Raw genomic sequence first — 14,882 nt, forward strand, 5'->3', positions numbered from 1 at the left:
ATGGCGGCATCGGCCGCCTTGCGGGCCATGGTGGTCTTCGCGAGGAACGCCGGCCGGAAGTCCTCCACCGCAACCCCGTCATGACCGCGCATCACGGACTTGGCCCACTTACGGCCGGTGTCCTCCCGCTGCCTCGCCACCTTCTTGTGCAGCTTCGCTGCCTGGGCCTGCGCCTTCCGGTAGCCGGCGGATGCGGGCTGTCCCTTCGGACGGCGCCGCCGGGCCATCATCCGCTGGTACCTCGCGAGCCGCTGCGCGGCCCGCTTGCCATACTCGCCATGCGGGAGGTCGTAGGCGTCATCCGTGGTGGTGGCGGTCTCCTTCACACCCCAGTCCACGCCCAGGACGCGGCCGGTCTCAAAGAGCGGCTCAACCTGAGCCGGGACGACGAAGGACGCGTACCAGTGGCCGAGGCCGTCCTGGTACACGCGCACACTGGACGGGTCGGCCGGCAGCTCCCGCGACCACACCACGCTCACCACGATCCCGCCCGCCAGGTGCAGACGACCGTCATCAACCCGGAAGCCGCGCCGGGTGTAGTTCAGGCTCGGCCGCGCCTGCCGCTTCTTCTTCCACCGGGGCATCCCCGCCCGGCGGTGCATCGGAAGCCGGTCCTTGATGTCTTTGAGGGCCTTGGCGCGGGCCTTGGCGAAGTCGCGTATCACCTGCTGCTGAGGCACGCTCGCGCCCTCAGCCAGCCAGGCATCCCCCTGCGGGCCTCGGTCAGCATCTTGTCGAGCTGCGCCGGACCGCACGTCAGCTTCTCGCCGCCCGCTTTGCCCCGCACGTGGACCTGTTTGGACTTGGCCACGCATTCGTTCCAGATCCACCGGCAGCGATCCCACTCGGCTTCGAGCCGGCGCCGGGCCGTGTTCGACAGGCGCACACGGAAGGTGTACCGGGCATGCCCGGTGTCCTTCGTGGTCGCTTCTGTCGTCATGCATCCGAACCTACCTGGGAGGACTGACAGTTGAGAGTTCTCGATCATCGTGGGCGACATCACCGCCGTGCGGGGTGTACACCGGATCGCCCTGACGGCGATCCGGCTATCCCTGCCCCGCTCCGCAGGAGTCCGATTCCTCCCCGGCCTGAAGGCCGGGGCATCCTTGGAGGAACCCGGTGAAGCGGGCCACGGCCGAACGGCTGGAAGTGCCGTCAGGCCCAGGCGACGGCGTCCTCGATGGGCACGCGGGGCAGCCGCGGGAACCACGGGTCGGCACCGGGGTGACCGATGTTGACCACCAGATGCGAACACCAGCTGGTACCGGCGAAGAACTCCTCGTCCACGCCGGCTTTGTCGAAGCCCGCCATGGGACCGGCCGCGAGCCCCGCCGCACGTACCGCGAGTAGGAAGACCCCGGTCTGCAGTGCCGAGCTGTAGGCCGCGAGGTTCTCGCGCGTCTCGACCTGGTGGGCGAACGCCGCTCGCAGCATGTCGCCGCGGGCCGGGAAGACGGTCGGCATCTGCTCGTGGAAGTCGACGTCGTACGCCAGGACCGCCACAGCCGGCGCACTGAGTGTCTTGGCCCTGTTGCCCTCGTCGAGATGCCGAACCAGTCGTTCCTTGCCCTCGCGGGTGCGCACGAAGAGCACGCGCAGAGGTTGACTGTTGGCAGCGCTCGGCGACCAGCGGGCGAGTTCCCAGATCGTGGCGAGTTCGTCGTCGTAGACGGTCTTTGCGGCGAAGGTGTTCGCGGTGCGGGCCTCGGTGAACAGCAGCTTTCGCCCGGCGTCGTCAAGGACGTCGAGGGCCTGCGGTTCGCGGTCGGTCATGCTCACGGTTTCTCTCTTACTTGGATGTGCGGATGGTGTGATGCCGGGGCGGGATCGCCGTCCCGGCACCACTCGGGGACAGGGTTTGCGGAGCCGGGCGGGGCACAGAATCCCGGTGCTGTCACCTGAGCTTGTGGGCCCCTTGCCGACGGTCATGTGTGGTGCGTTGACCGCTTGCTCCGCTCGGCACCCAACCGGGCGAAGTAATCGATGAGTTCGGGGTTGTCGAGTGCCGCGGGGTTGAGGACCTGTGCGGCGGGGGCGCCCTGGAGCAGGCGTTTGACGGGAACCTCGAGTTTCTTGCCGGTCTTGGTGTGCGGGATGGCCGGTACGGCGAGGATCTCGTCGGGGACATGGCGGGGTGAGGCGCCGGTGCGGATCGCTTCGCGGATCTTCTCGCGCAGGGCGTCGTCCAGGGTGACGCCGGGTGCGGGGACGACGAACAAGGGCATCCAGTAGCCGCCGTCGGGTTCCTCCGCGCCGATGACGAGGGCCTCGGTGATCTCGGGGAGGCATTCGACGATGTCGTGGATGTCGGCACTGCCCAGGCGCACACCGTTGCGGTTGAGGGTGGCATCGGAGCGGCCGTGGACGATCACCGAGCCGTGGGAGGTGTGGGTGATCCAGTCGCCGTGCCGCCATACGCCCGGGTAGGCGGCGAAGTAGGCGTCGCGGTAGCGGCTGCCGTCGGGGTCGTTCCAGAAGTACAACGGCATCGACGGCATGGGCCGGGTGAGGATCAGTTCGCCGACCTGGTTGCGGACCGGGGTGCCCGTGGCGTCGTAGGCGGCCAGTGCCACGCCGAGGTTGGGTGCGGACAGCTCCCCCGCCCAGACAGGGGTGGTGGCGGCGCTGCCGGCGAAGCTGGAGACGACGTCGGTGCCGCCGCTGGTGGAGGCCAACTGGACGCCGGGCCCCACATGGTCGCGGACCCAGGGGTAGGCGGAGGCGGGCAGGGTGGAGCCGGTGCAGCCGATGACACGGATGGCCGACAGGTCGTGTACGGAGGGTTCGATGCCCAGCTTGGCCATGGCCAGCAGGTACTGGGGGCTGGTGCCGAAGACGGTGACCTTGTGGCGGGCCGCCAGCTCCCACAGGATGTCCGGGTGCGCATGCGGCGCCGGGCTGCCGTCGTAGGTGCAGGTGGTGGCGCCGGTGAGCAGGGTGGAGACGACCAGGTTCCACATCATCCAGTGGGTGGTGGTGTACCACAGGAGGCGGTCCCCGATGCCCAGGTCGCTGTGCAGGTGGAGGGTCTTGAGGTGTTCGAGCAGGATGCCGCCGTGTCCGTGGACGATGCCCTTGGGCAGGCCGGTGGTGCCGGAGGAGAAGACGACCCACAGAGGGTGGTCGAACGGCACGGGGGCGATGGTGAGGTACTCGGTGCGGGTGGCCGCGTCCTCCCAGCCAACCGTCAGCGCCGCGTGCCCGCGCTTGGGCCATGTGAGGCCTATGTGGTCCACGATGACCGTGGCCTTCAGCGTGGGCAGGGCGGCGGCCAGTTCGAGCGAGGCGGCGCGGCGGTCGTGGGTGGTGCCGTTGAAGAGGTAGCCGTCCGCGGTGATGAGTACCGTGGGTTCGAGCTGGGCGAAGCGGTCGGCGGCGGCCTTGGGTGCGTAGTCCTGGCCGCACACCGACCACACCGCGCCCAGGGCGGCGGTGGCGAGGAAGGCGATGACGGCGTGGGGGGTGTTGGGCAGGTATCCCACCACTCGATCGCCCTGTCCGACGCCCAGATCGCGCAGGGTGGCCGCGACGGAGGCGACCTGGGCGCGCAGCTGCCGGCCCGTGATCTCGTAGGAGGCGCCGGTCTCGTCCAGCGCGGTGATCGCGGGGGCGTCCGGGTGCAGGTTGCGCAACGCGTGGTGGGCGTAGTTGAGGGTGGCGCCGGGAAACCAGCGGGCTCCGGGCATGGTCTCCTGGGCCAGCACCCGCTCGTACGGGGTTGTCGCGTCGATGTCGAAGTACTCCCACACCGCGGCCCAGAACCCTTCCAGGTCGGTGACGGACCAGCGGTACAGGGCTTGGTAGTTGGTGGGGTCCTGGATCCCTTCGGCGCCATGATGGGCGGCCCAGCGTGCGAAGTCCGCGATGCGGCTGTGGGCGGCCGCCGTCGGATCGGGCGCAAGGAAGGGCTCCGGATACGGCGCGGGGTGCGGGGCGGTCATGGAGTGGTGCTCCTCGGCGAGGGGACGGACCGGGCATGGTCGGGACGATGGGCCGTGCGCAGCAGCGGTGCCCAGGCGGCGGTGCCCGTGAAGTCGCCGCTGCCGGCGGGGACGGTGTCCATCACGACGCGGTCGGGGCGCAGCAGGACGGCGTCCGCCCGGCCGCGTGCCAGCCAGGCGGCCACGGTGCCGTCGTCCCTCAGGTCCTCGACGCGGATCGTGGGTGCGCCCAGTGCCGCGGCCACGGCCGTCACCTGAGGGGTGGGCGGCACGGTGGTCAGGACGGCGAAGGAGTCCCCCAGGACGTCATCGAGGCGCACCCGCCTGCCGTCGACGATCACCCAGGGCTGGGGGCAGAAGGTGCCGGCCAGCATGCGGCCGACCAGCCGGGGGCGGCACCGCACCAGCGGGCCCGCGGTCAGGGCGGGGCTGAGGTCGCGGCTCACCGTCGCGGTCACGCCGGGGATGCGGCAGGCTGCGCCCACGAGGGCCCGGCGGAGCGCCGCGGCACGGTCCTGTCCGCCGGTCATGGCCCAGCCGACGGCGACCGCGAGGCGGATCACGTGGCGTGCGTGCGGTTTGCGCTCGCGCTCGTAGGTGTCCAGCAGCTCCTCGTCTGCGCCCTGTTTGAGGACCCGGGCGAGTTTCCAGGTCAGGTTGTGGGCGTCGCGCAGTCCTGTGCACAGGCCCTGCCCGATGAAGGGCGGGGTGAGGTGGGCGGCGTCGCCGAGCAGGAAGATGCGGCCCCTGCGCCACCGGTCGGCGAGGCGGGCGCGGAAGGTGTACTGCGCCTGCCTGATCACCTCGAAGTCGTCGCCCAGCGAGGCACCTTGCGGCAGGTCCACCCAGGGGGCGACCAGGTCGCGCAGGCGCTCCAGCCCGTCCGGGCCGTCCAGGCTCTGGTCCTCGGGCAGTCGGAACTCCCAGCGGTAGCGGTCCTCGCTGACGCGCATGAAGGTGGCCGGCCGGGTCGGGCAGCAGATCTGCTCGACGCCTTCCCAGGTGCGCACTCGGCGGCTGGTGCGCACGTCGATGACCCGCCAGCTCTCCTCGAAGTGCAGGTCCTCCCATACGGCGCCGATGGCGTTGCGGGTGAGGCTGCCCGCGCCGTCGCATCCGAGGACGGCATCGGCCCACACGTGCTCCTCCTCGTCGCTGCCCTCGCGGCGGAAGGTGACCTGGACCGGACCCGTCGAACCGGTTGTTCCGTCGGTGTCCTGGGTGACGGACACGACCTCCACCCCGCCCCGCAGCTCGCACTCCGGGTGGCGCGCCAGGGCGTCGCGCAGCAGGCGTTCCAGCTCGGGCTGGTCGAACATGCTGGTCTGCGGGAAGCCGTGGTGTCCGTGCGGGGACCGCGGGAATTCGGCGATCAGGCGGTGCCGGGCGTCCAGCAGCCGCAGCCCGCGGGCCGGGCGGGCGCGGGCGGCGAACTCCTCGTGGATGCCGGCGCTTTGCAGGATCCGGCGTATCTCGTCGTCCACGGCGACGGCGCGTGGCAGGGGGTAGATGTCCTGGTGGCGTTCCAGGACGAGGCTGGGCACGCCGTGCCGGGCGAGCAGGAGCGCGGCCGTGACCCCTACGGGTCCCGCACCGATGATCACCACCGGGCTCCGGGATGCGGCGCTCATGGGGCGTCCGTCACAGCGGTTCGCTGTTCGCCGAGGTCGATCCGCCCGTCCGGGGTGGCGATCGTGGCGGTGATGAGGTCACCGTTGCGCAGGTAATGGGGGTTCTTGGCCTGGCCGTTGAAGAAGGCCTTCCATTTCAGCGCGGGCGGCAGCAGCGCGGCGATCTTCTCGACCGGCTTGGGCGGGGCCTTCAGGGCGGTGCCCCCGGGCGTGCCGGTCAGCAGCAGGTCGCCCGCATCGAGGGTCTGGAAGCGGGCGAGCAGGGTGAGCGCTTGGGCGGGCCGTACGATCATGTCGGCGAGCGTGCGGTCCTGGCGGGGTTCGCCGTTGACCGACAGCCGCAGGCGCAGGTTGAGCAGATGGGCGAAGTCCTCGGGCTCCAGCAGCGCGAGGTAGGGCCCGGTCGGGGTGAAGGTCGGGTAGGACTTGCTCTCGTAGAACTGGGTCTTGGTCAGTTGGACGTCGCGGGCGCTGACGTCGTTGGTCAGGACGAGCCCGGCGACGTAGTGCGGCAGGTCCCGCTCCTCGACGACGGTGCCCACCGGCAGGGGGGCGCCCATGACGAGGCCGAGTTCCACCTCGTAGTCGAGGAACTTCACGTGCCCGGGGCGGACGATGCTGTCGTGCGGGCCGCTGACCGAGCCGGATGACTTGCGGAAGAAGGTGGGCGGGATGTCGCCGGTGAATCCCGAATCGCGGGCGTGGCTTCGGTAGTTGACCATCTGGGCGACGACTCGGCAGGGGGTGGTGACCGGAGGCAGCGCCACCAGGTCGGCGACGGGCGTGCCGCTCTCGGCCACGGCGGCGGCCTCGCGGACCGCGGGCCGGTCGGCGAGCAGTTCGGCGGTGGTGACCGCCTTGGACTCGATGCGGACGGCGCGCTCGTCGCGCACCGCCCACCAGCCGTCGGTGGTGCGCAGAACGTTGGTGCTCATGAGTTCATCGCTTTCATCAGGCCCAGCAGGCGTGCGGGGTCGAGTTCGTTGTCGCCGCGCAGGGCCGACATGACCTCGCGGAGCTTGGCGGGGGACGGGTTCGCGCCCAGGAAGTCCCGGGTGACCGGCGGGCCCCACTGGGCCAGGCCGCTCGCCGACATCGGCGCCCAGCCGGGCTCGAGATCGCAGGAGAACAGGTCGCCGTCGGCGAAGTGCTCCAGCATGAAGCGGTCGGGGTCGCGCCAGTAGTCGAACAGCTGGCTGCCCTGGATGTGCCGGCCGATCCCCCAGCTGCGCTGGTAGCCGCGCTCGGCCAGGTACTCACCGCCGGCGGCGATCGCGTCGAGGTCGGTGACCTGGTAGGCGGAGTGGACGTAGCCGGTGCCAGGCCCCAGGTGCATGGCCAGGGTGTGGTGGTCCACGGCCGTGCTGCCCTGGTCGCAGCGGATGAACGCCATGGTCGGCCCGCGCCCGCGCTGCCCGTCCAGGAACAGGAAGTCGGACACGATCAGCCCGAGGGTGTCCAGGTACCAGTCCAGGGCCCGCATGAACACGCGCGTCTCGAGCACCACGTGACCGAGCCGCTGGATGCGCGAGGGCTCGCGGGGCGGTCGCTGGGTGGCGTTCGTGCGGCGGTGCTCGGTGCCGACATTGAGGATCAGCGGCTGCTGCTCGGACAGAGCGGGCAGCTGTTCGGCGCAGTACACGACCCGGACCGGGAAGCCCGAGGGATCGAGTAGGGCGAGGGACTGCCCGCCACCGGGGACGTCGATGTCCCGGACGGTATTGCCGGTGGCGCGGGCCAGCCGGTCCAGGTCGCCGCGCTCGGCTGCGCGGAAGGCCGGCCCGATGAAGCGGGACGCACGCCCGCGCCGGATGACCATGCATGGTGAGCCCGCGAACGTGCCACGCAGCCACAGCTCCCGCTCGGTGCGGGCGGCGACCTGGAACCCGAAGTCACGGGCGAACACCTCGGCCCGGTCCAGGTCCGGCTTCTCGAACTCCAGCCAGGCCAGATCCGCCACCTTGATCACGGGATTCCGGGCCCGTCCGGGATGCTCGCCGCGCAGGGCGCCCTGCTCGCTGTGGAGATCTTGGTGGGGCGTCTGGGGAGCGGCTCTGTTAACGGGGGTTCGAGACATGGTGCCCTCCAAGCAACACTGCCGTAATGAGGAAATCATCAACTTTGCAGATCCTCATCGTCAATAGGGCGACCCTAGATTATTGACAATCTCATCAGTAATGGCAGACTCGTCGCGACGGTTGTTACACTCGCCGTATGCCGACGTCAGCCCCGCCCATGAACCGCTTCGAGCGGCGCCGTGCCGAGACCCGCCAGGCGCTCGTGCGTGCGGCCCGGCAGATCCTCGCGGAGACCGGGGACACCAGCGCCAGCATCCAGGTGATCGCCGAGCGCGCGGATGTGGGTTTCGGCACCTTCTACAACCACTTCGAGTCCAAGACGGAGCTGTTCGACGCCGCAGTGACGGACGCCTTGGAGGAGTTCGGCCAAGTCATCGACGAGCGCGTACAAGGGATCGACGACCCGGCCGAACTCGTCGCAACCGGCTTCCGGCTCACCGCCCGGATGGCCGACTCCCACCCCGAACTCATGCGGATCCTGCGCGACCGCGGCCTGGCCCACATCCACTCCGAACGCGGCCTGTCCCCACGAGCCCTGCGCGACCTGGAGCGCGGCATCGCCTCGGGCCGCTTCACCTGCACCAACCCGACCACGGCCCTGTCCGCCCTGGGCGGCACCCTGCTGTCCCTCGTGGCGCTGAGGCTGGATCGCCCGAACCTCGACGGCGACGAGACCGCCTCCGACCTGGCCGAAATGGTCCTGCGCATGCTCGGCGTCGCCCCCGACGAGGCCCATGAGGTCACCCGGCGGCCCCTGCCCGGCCTCGGCTGATTCCGGGTCGCGTCCAGCGGGCCGACCCGGCTACGCCCTGCAACGGGGCCCCCGATGCAGGGGCCGGCCGCACCGACTCAAAGACGGAACGGCTCCTCGGGATCTGCCCGCTCCGGCAGCCCGAGCACCCACCCCATCGACCGTGCTGACCGTGCCGGCCACGCGATCTGGGTCACGGCACGCGCACCGTACGTCCTCGACAGCTGAGGGGCCCGGCGTCCGGAAGGACTCGGGCCCCCGCGTGCTTGCACCGGGCGGTTACTTCATGGTCGCCAGGGCCGCGTCGGCGCCCGCGGTGGGCGAGCCGAGGCCGGTGACGGTGTCGTAGCCGGGGCCGGCTGTGCACTCCGCACCGCACCGCCCGTTGGAGCCGGAAGTAATATCCCGCAGGTAGGTACTGCCGAGCGCGTAGATGTCGGTGTGCGCAGTGTCGCCATCCGGGCCGGCCGAGGCCAGGTGGGGTTTGCCGGCGGCCGCCCGGAGCTGGTCGGCCGAGGCGATGATCGCACCCCAGATCGGGGCGGACAGGCTGGTGCCGCCCACCTTCAACCACACGGACCTGGCGGTGGCACCCGGGGTCATCGTCAGGTAGACGGGCACGCCGGTGGCAGGGTCGGCCACGAAGCTGACGTCCGGCGTGGCCCGCAGCGGCGAGGACTGCACGCCGTCCTGGTAGGCCGGGCGCGACTCAAAGTAGCTCAGGCCGCCACCGGTGGCCCTCCACGCCGTCTCGCCCGTGGTGTTGCCGTCGGCGTCCAGTTGCAGGTTGGTGCCTCCGATGGCCAGGGCGTAGGGGTTGGTGGCCGAGTAGCCGCCGGGGTAGCCGTCGTCCCCGGTCGACTGGACGCAGACCGAGTCGGCCAGCTTGCAGTGGCCGTCGTAGAACGCTTCCTCGGAGAACTCGGCGGTGCCCCAGCTGTTGCTGACCGCGGCCGGGTGCAGCGCCGCGGCGGCATCGTCGGCGCGGGAGAGCGCGGCCATGGTCGGGTCTGTGCCCTCCACCAGGACGATCTTGGCGTGCGGGGCCACCGAGTGCGCCCACTCGATGTCCAGCGCCGCCTCCTCGTTCCAGCCTGTGTCGACGTCGGGCTGGGTGCCGTCCGCGTAGACCTGCTGGAAGTCGAAGCAGTTCTCTCCCGCGCTCACGCTGTCGCAGGTCTGCGGCAGGTCGAAGTGCGCGGAGAAGTGGTTCAGGTCCTGCTTCGCCGTCGGGTAGTGGTAGGCGTCGACGATCGCGATGGTCTGGCCGGTGCCGTCGCCCTTGAGGCTCAGGCGTGCCTGGATCTGCTGCGGGGTGTAGCCGCGGGTGACCTCGCTGGTGTTGTCCCGGCCCACGCTGAGCTTCTTGGCTGCCGGAGTTTTGCTCTGGATCTCGATCGGGACCGAAGCGGTGCCGACCGGCATGTCCAGTTCCTTCAGCGGGCTCGCGCTGCGGGGGCGGTCGTCGTAGCGCTGATCGGCCTGTGCAGCGGCCGACGGGGCCGCGACCGATGTGCCGCCGCCCGGTGTGCCGCCGATCGGGGTGGGGATCCGGGAGGGCTCGTCCTCGGAGAGCTTGTAGGTGGTCACACCGTGCGGGAAGTAGTCGAGGTCGTTGACGGCGCTGCCGATCGCCTGGGCCGAGATGTTCAGGGCGCGCCAGTCGAGCGCGAGACCGATCATGTCGTCACCCGGTCCATCGCCCAGCTCGGCTGTCTGGACCTGGCTCGCTCCCAAGGCGGAGTCCACGGCGCTCTCGCGGAGGAACCCGTCGTTGTCCGCGAAGGGTGTGTCGTAGGACCACAGGGCCTGCCAGGCGCCGACGAACGCTTCGGTTCCGCCGACGGACTTGGCGAACACTGCGGAGTGGAAGCCGAAGAAGGTGGGCACGTCGTATGGCTCGCTGCCGTCCGCCGGATAGACCATGTCGTTGAACTCGCGCATCTCGACCAGGCCGGTCTTCTTGGACGCGACGAAGCCCTGCGACATCCCGGGGCTGTCGTAGGTCTTGATCACTGCGCCCGTGCGGGAATCGAGGATCTGGACCAGGTGCTGGTAGGTCGTGGGATCGCCGGTGTACGCGAAGGCGACACCGTGCCCGTCCGCGCCCGGGATGTTCGGATCGGCCAGGGCCGGGTTGGTCGGCACGATCGCGACGGCGCCCGAACCGGTCGGGGTCTCGGTCCAGACCGGGGTGCCGGTGGCGGCGTCCAGGCTGACCGCCGTCGGCGCCGGATCGGTGGCCTCCCTGGGCATGGTCCCCTCGTGTGTGCCGCCGTACTCGAAGAACAGGTGTCTGGCGCCGTCCGTGGTGACGCTGGAGAAGACCAGGCTCTTGCCCTCCGTGCCCTTCGGCCGGTACGTCCACAGCTTCTTGCCCTGCGCGGTGTACGCGGTCAAGCTGCTGCCCGGGACGACGATCTCAAAGCCGCCCTGGCCGTTGCCCACGACCGCGAGCGAGGCGACATAGCCGCCGATGTGCACGTGCGCCCGCACGTCACCGGTGTGCGCGCTCAGCACGCTGAAGCCCTGATCGGTGGCGGCCACCACGGAGTCGCCGACCGTGTCCTTGCCGGGGTTCGGCAGGAGACGCAGGGCGTGCACCGAGCTGTCGACCGTGGCCCTCCACAGGACGGTCGGCGTCGCCTTCTTCAGGGATTTGCCGTCGAGGGCGAAGACGCCGCGGCTCTGACCACCGGTGATCAGGTCCTTGGTCCCGTCGCCGTTCACGTCCGTGGCGAGGGCCGCGTAGAAGTCGCCGGCCAGGGGCATGGCCTGCACCTTGCCGCTGCGGGGGTTGACCGTGTAGGCGGTGTCGTCATAGCCGACGGTGAGGAGTCCGCCGTGGTAGCGGGTGAGCGTGTCACCAGAGACGGCGCCCTCCTGCCGCCAGTCGAGGTGACCGGTCGCGGCATTCAATCCGATGAGCTGGGTGTGCTCGGGACCCGCGGGGGTGGCGGCGGTGTCTTTCGTCGGGTCCGAGAGCGAGGCGAACACCTCGCTGCCCTGCGCGTCGGACGACAGCTCCATGGTCGGGACGTTGGGCCGGCCGACCGTGGAGGCGGTGGTGTAGGACCACAGAGTGTGGCCCTGAACATCCCAGCCGGAGATGGTGCTCTGGCCGTCCGACAGGTCCGCGTCGATGCCGAGCTCGGCTACCGCGAACCGGGGCTGACCGCCGCGGGCGTGCGGCAGGACCTGGAACGCCTCCGGCACGGTGCCCTCACGTGAGGCGAGCACCGTGCGACCGCCGCTGTGCGCGTCGATCGCGGTCAGGTCCCAGCGCACCTTGTCGAACGGGTCGTTCTGCTCGACCACCAGGACACGGTCCGCGCCCGGGTCCTTGACCAGCATGCGCGGGTAGCCGGGCGTCTTGGTGTGCGAGGCGACCTTGCCGTCGGAGGTGTCGAGCACGAGCACGTTGCCGGCGGCCGGGCGCGGGCTGCCCAGGCCCATGGGGGTGTCCGACCAGGACGCGGCGATCCGACCGGCGCCCAGCGACGTCAGATCGCCCCAGCGGGCCCAGGGCGCATGCGTCGAGTAGGTCCAGTCGGCACTCCCGGCGAGCTTGCCGTCAGCGGCGCGGCGGAAGCTGTAGGCGGTCAGGTTGCTGCGGCTGTCGCCCTGTTCGGCGACCGGATTGCCGCCCCAGTCCGGCCCCGTGGAGTCGGCGACGATCAGCTTGCCGTCCTGGACCAGCATGATGCCGACGGAGCCGGGAACCAGCTTGTGCCACGCCGCCTTTCCGGTACGGCCGTCCAGGACGGTGACGAAGGTGCCGTAATGGAGCTGCGAACCGGGCGACGAGAACGGCCGGCCCGGCCAGTCGCCCACCACGTAGGCCACAGCGACGTCGTCGACACCGTCACCGTTGAAGTCGCCCGTCACATACGGGTGCTTGCCGCTGGCCGACATCTGGTACGGGTTGTAGCCGACATAGAGGTTCGGCAGATAGTCGTACGGCTGGAACCAGTTGTCAGGAATCACCTGCCAGTCCTTGTACAAGGAGGTCGCTCCGCGGCCCCACACCTGCTTGCCCTGGGCGTCGTACCGGGCGACGGTGCCGCCGCTGAAGACACCCACCCAGTCCTTGGTGCCGCCGAGCGCCACACCCTCGGCGAAGCCCCGCGCGGTCTCCCACTGACCGGTCCGCTCGAAGCCCGGGGCAGTGGACGAGGCGTCCGTGCGCGTGCCCGAGCCCGCCGTCACGCGTGGCTTCGTGCCCGGCAGCGCCGGGGCGGCAGCAGCCGGGCCCTCCTGGGCGGCGACCTGCCCGGGCGTGCCGTCAATCCGGGGCTGGTACCGCGTGCTCAGCCTCTCGATCGCGGCGGCGGTCAGCCGGATGCCCTTCGCACCGTGCGGAGGGGCCGCCTGAGCCGGCGGTGTGACCAGAAGGCCCGCGGCCAGCCCCAGCACGGTGGCAACCACGCCGCAGCGTATGCCCTTTCTTCGCATTCTCAATGGACCATGTGCCTCTCGAGTGGGAGCAGGGCGGTCGCGTCGCAGAAAGCACTGGTGAACCGCCCTGCAGGAGATGCCGGTACTGTTCCAGCGCACCCGTCCCACCGGGTGAGGAACCGCTGGCCGATACCGGCCAGCAGCCGGTATCGGCCATGTGCCACCTCGGCCGAAACACAGGAGGGAGGCGAACTCGTGCTGGAATCCCTGGGCCTTGACGATCCAACCGAGCGCACCTATCGCCATCTGCTGACGTCGCCGCCACTGACCGCGACCGAAATGGCCAGGCATCAGTCCTGCAGCACGGCACAGGCCCGCCGCATGCTGGACGAACTGGTCACGGCAGGCCTCGCAGTCCCCTCAGCGGGACGGCCCACCCGCTACGCCCCCGTGGACCCCCGCATCGGCCTGGCCGCCCTGATCCGCGCGCGCCGTCTGGACCTCGAGCGCGCGGCCGCCGCACTGGACGCCTACGGCGCCGAGTTCAACGAGCGCAAACTGAGCTCCGACCCAAGCCGGCTGGTCGAGATCATCGAGGGGCCCACCGCGATCACCACCTGGCTGACCGAGCTGATGGCGAGCGCCGAGCACGAGGTCCTCTGCTTCGACACCCCGCCCTACCTCACGGCCGATGCGAGTGCGTTGCAGTCCGAGGAAGACCTGCTGGCCCGTGGCGTGCGGGCACGGGCGATCTACTCAAGCCAGGTGCTGGCCATCCCCGAACGCGCGGAACTGCTCCAGCACCTCGTGCTCCTCGGAGAACAGGCCCGGGTACTGCCCCAAGTGCCGCTGAAACTGCTGGTCTTCGACCGCCGCGACGCCCTCGTTCCGCTCACCACCGGTGCCGACGGCCTACGCAGTACCGCCGCCCTGGTCCACCGATCACCGCTGTGCGACGCCCTCGTCGAACTCTTCGAGGCGAGCTGGCAGCAGGCCACTCCCGTCTTCGGCAGCGACGCCCAGGAGACAGAAGACCATCCCGACCTCAACGAGGCCGACCGCGCCCTGCTCCACCTGCTCCACGCCGGGCTGAAGGACGAGACCATAACCCGCCAACTCGGCCTCAGCGAACGCACCCTGCGCCGCCGGATCACCGACCTGACCACCCGCCTCGGGGCGACGAGCCGATTCCAGGCGGGCGCGCAGGCGGTCCGCCGCGGGTGGCTCTGAACCGTTCCTAGTCAGTGAGCAGGAGTGAGTCTTGTACCCAACCCTGATCAACTGGCGCATCCCGAACGGTGGTGGATGCACTGGTCGCCCGCGTTCGCGCCGCATCCGGCGACACGGATCGTGTCCGTGGTCCAAGGATGCAGGGGCGGGTTCCCTCACGCCCGCGGGTGCCGTGTCCGGCCTGGGCGGTCCGATGCCCCACACGATCGCTCTGGTCGTGTGGGGGCGGTGCCGTCCGTCGCCGGATGCGGTGCCCCAGGGCGCGCCTGCCGATCGCGATGCTCGCTGCATCGTGACGGCTGGTTCTCCTGTTCTTGCCGGTGAGGGGTTTTTGCCAGTGCTGGGCGCCCCACCTGCTGGTGTAGGCCGGGTCCACGGCGACGATGGTGATGCCAAGTTCGGCCGCCATACTGACGAGCCGGGCCCGCAGCTTGGACACGGGCATGCCGGAGATCACCTGCCGAAACCGCTTCCGGCGGCCGTGTTTCTCCCGGGTTTTGTCCGCGCTGAAGTCGAGGTCTTCGATCGCGATCGACAGGCCGTGGCGTTTGGCCCAGCGGAGGAGCCGGATCAGTGCATGCCGTACCTGGGCGTCACGATGCATCGCGGTGCCGGACAGGTCGTAGAAGAACCGGCGCGGTTCGCCGACCGGATTGCCGTGGGCGTCCAGCCGCCAGGCGGCCAGATGGTCGGCGTTCGTGTCGACGCTGATCAGACCGCCTGCGCGGGCCTGGGACAGCGGGACGGTGGTGACCGGCGGGATGGTCCAGGAGGCGGTGAGGTACCAGCGGGAGCGGTCTGTGTCGTAGTGGATGCGGTAGGCCACGGACCGGTTCGTGGTGATGCGGTCGGC

9 protein-coding genes and 1 pseudogene are annotated in these 14,882 nt (G+C 70.3%); 2 read left to right on the forward strand and 8 right to left on the reverse strand.

Going from position 1 to position 14,882, the window contains the following annotated elements:
* The 6 genes and pseudogenes from ACWDA7_RS42295 to ACWDA7_RS42320 all read right to left on the reverse strand — a co-directional run.
* Positions 1 to 940: pseudogene (locus ACWDA7_RS42295) on the reverse strand (RNA-guided endonuclease InsQ/TnpB family protein); the annotation flags it as partial.
* 215 nt (positions 941 to 1,155) lie between these two features.
* The gene (locus tag ACWDA7_RS42300) at positions 1,156 to 1,773 is read right to left on the reverse strand and encodes a malonic semialdehyde reductase (RefSeq protein ID WP_450612099.1); all 618 of its coding nucleotides are present in this window, start codon (positions 1,771 to 1,773) and stop codon (positions 1,156 to 1,158) included.
* Positions 1,774 to 1,925: 152 nt separating this feature from the next.
* Positions 1,926 to 3,941 (reverse strand): acetoacetate--CoA ligase, encoded by a 2,016-nt coding sequence (locus tag ACWDA7_RS42305; RefSeq protein ID WP_450612101.1) that lies wholly within the window; start codon positions 3,939 to 3,941, stop codon positions 1,926 to 1,928.
* A complete protein-coding gene (gene mhpA / locus ACWDA7_RS42310; RefSeq protein ID WP_450612103.1) occupies positions 3,938 to 5,572 on the reverse strand; it encodes a bifunctional 3-(3-hydroxy-phenyl)propionate/3-hydroxycinnamic acid hydroxylase MhpA in 1,635 nt (544 codons plus the stop codon). The genes ACWDA7_RS42305 and mhpA overlap by 4 nt, the downstream gene beginning before the upstream one ends.
* Positions 5,569 to 6,507, reverse strand: a complete 939-nt coding sequence (locus ACWDA7_RS42315) for a fumarylacetoacetate hydrolase family protein (RefSeq protein ID WP_450612105.1) — start codon at positions 6,505 to 6,507, stop codon at positions 5,569 to 5,571. Before ACWDA7_RS42315 ends, mhpA begins: the two co-directional genes overlap by 4 nt.
* A complete protein-coding gene (locus ACWDA7_RS42320; protein WP_450612107.1) occupies positions 6,504 to 7,649 on the reverse strand; it encodes a VOC family protein in 1,146 nt (381 codons plus the stop codon). The genes ACWDA7_RS42315 and ACWDA7_RS42320 overlap by 4 nt, the downstream gene beginning before the upstream one ends.
* A 137-nt stretch (positions 7,650 to 7,786) precedes the next feature.
* On the opposite strand from ACWDA7_RS42320, the gene ACWDA7_RS42325 reads away from it, so the two are divergent.
* Positions 7,787 to 8,422 carry a TetR/AcrR family transcriptional regulator gene (locus ACWDA7_RS42325; protein ID WP_450612109.1) on the forward strand — a complete coding sequence of 212 codons (636 nt, stop codon included), beginning with the start codon at positions 7,787 to 7,789 and terminating at the stop codon, positions 8,420 to 8,422.
* Positions 8,423 to 8,680: 258 nt separating this feature from the next.
* On the opposite strand, the gene ACWDA7_RS42330 is transcribed toward ACWDA7_RS42325, so the two are convergent.
* Positions 8,681 to 12,829, reverse strand: a complete 4,149-nt coding sequence (locus ACWDA7_RS42330; RefSeq protein ID WP_450612111.1) for a hypothetical protein — start codon at positions 12,827 to 12,829, stop codon at positions 8,681 to 8,683.
* Between the two features lie 225 nt (positions 12,830 to 13,054).
* Here ACWDA7_RS42330 and ACWDA7_RS42335 point away from each other — a divergent pair, with 225 nt between their 5' ends.
* A complete protein-coding gene (locus tag ACWDA7_RS42335; RefSeq protein WP_450612113.1) occupies positions 13,055 to 14,029 on the forward strand; it encodes a helix-turn-helix domain-containing protein in 975 nt (324 codons plus the stop codon).
* A 7-nt stretch (positions 14,030 to 14,036) separates the two neighbouring features.
* Here ACWDA7_RS42335 and ACWDA7_RS42340 read toward each other — a convergent pair.
* Positions 14,037 to 14,882 (reverse strand): IS200/IS605 family accessory protein TnpB-related protein (locus ACWDA7_RS42340; protein ID WP_450612114.1); only part of this gene is annotated, 846 nt, incomplete at its 5' end.

This window comes from Streptomyces sp. NPDC001156 (assembly GCF_053598275.1).

What these genes read in the sequence shown, in the direction of transcription:
- ACWDA7_RS42300 (WP_450612099.1), bottom strand. Translation starts at nt 1,773, where the DNA reads ATGACCGACCGCGAACCGCAGGCCCTCGACGTCCTTGACGACGCCGGG.
- ACWDA7_RS42305 (WP_450612101.1), bottom strand. Translation starts at nt 3,941, where the DNA reads ATGACCGCCCCGCACCCCGCGCCGTATCCGGAGCCCTTCCTTGCGCCC.
- mhpA (WP_450612103.1), bottom strand. Translation starts at nt 5,572, where the DNA reads ATGAGCGCCGCATCCCGGAGCCCGGTGGTGATCATCGGTGCGGGACCC.
- ACWDA7_RS42315 (WP_450612105.1), bottom strand. Translation starts at nt 6,507, where the DNA reads ATGAGCACCAACGTTCTGCGCACCACCGACGGCTGGTGGGCGGTGCGC.
- ACWDA7_RS42320 (WP_450612107.1), bottom strand. Translation starts at nt 7,649, where the DNA reads ATGTCTCGAACCCCCGTTAACAGAGCCGCTCCCCAGACGCCCCACCAA.
- ACWDA7_RS42325 (WP_450612109.1), top strand. Translation starts at nt 7,787, where the DNA reads ATGCCGACGTCAGCCCCGCCCATGAACCGCTTCGAGCGGCGCCGTGCC.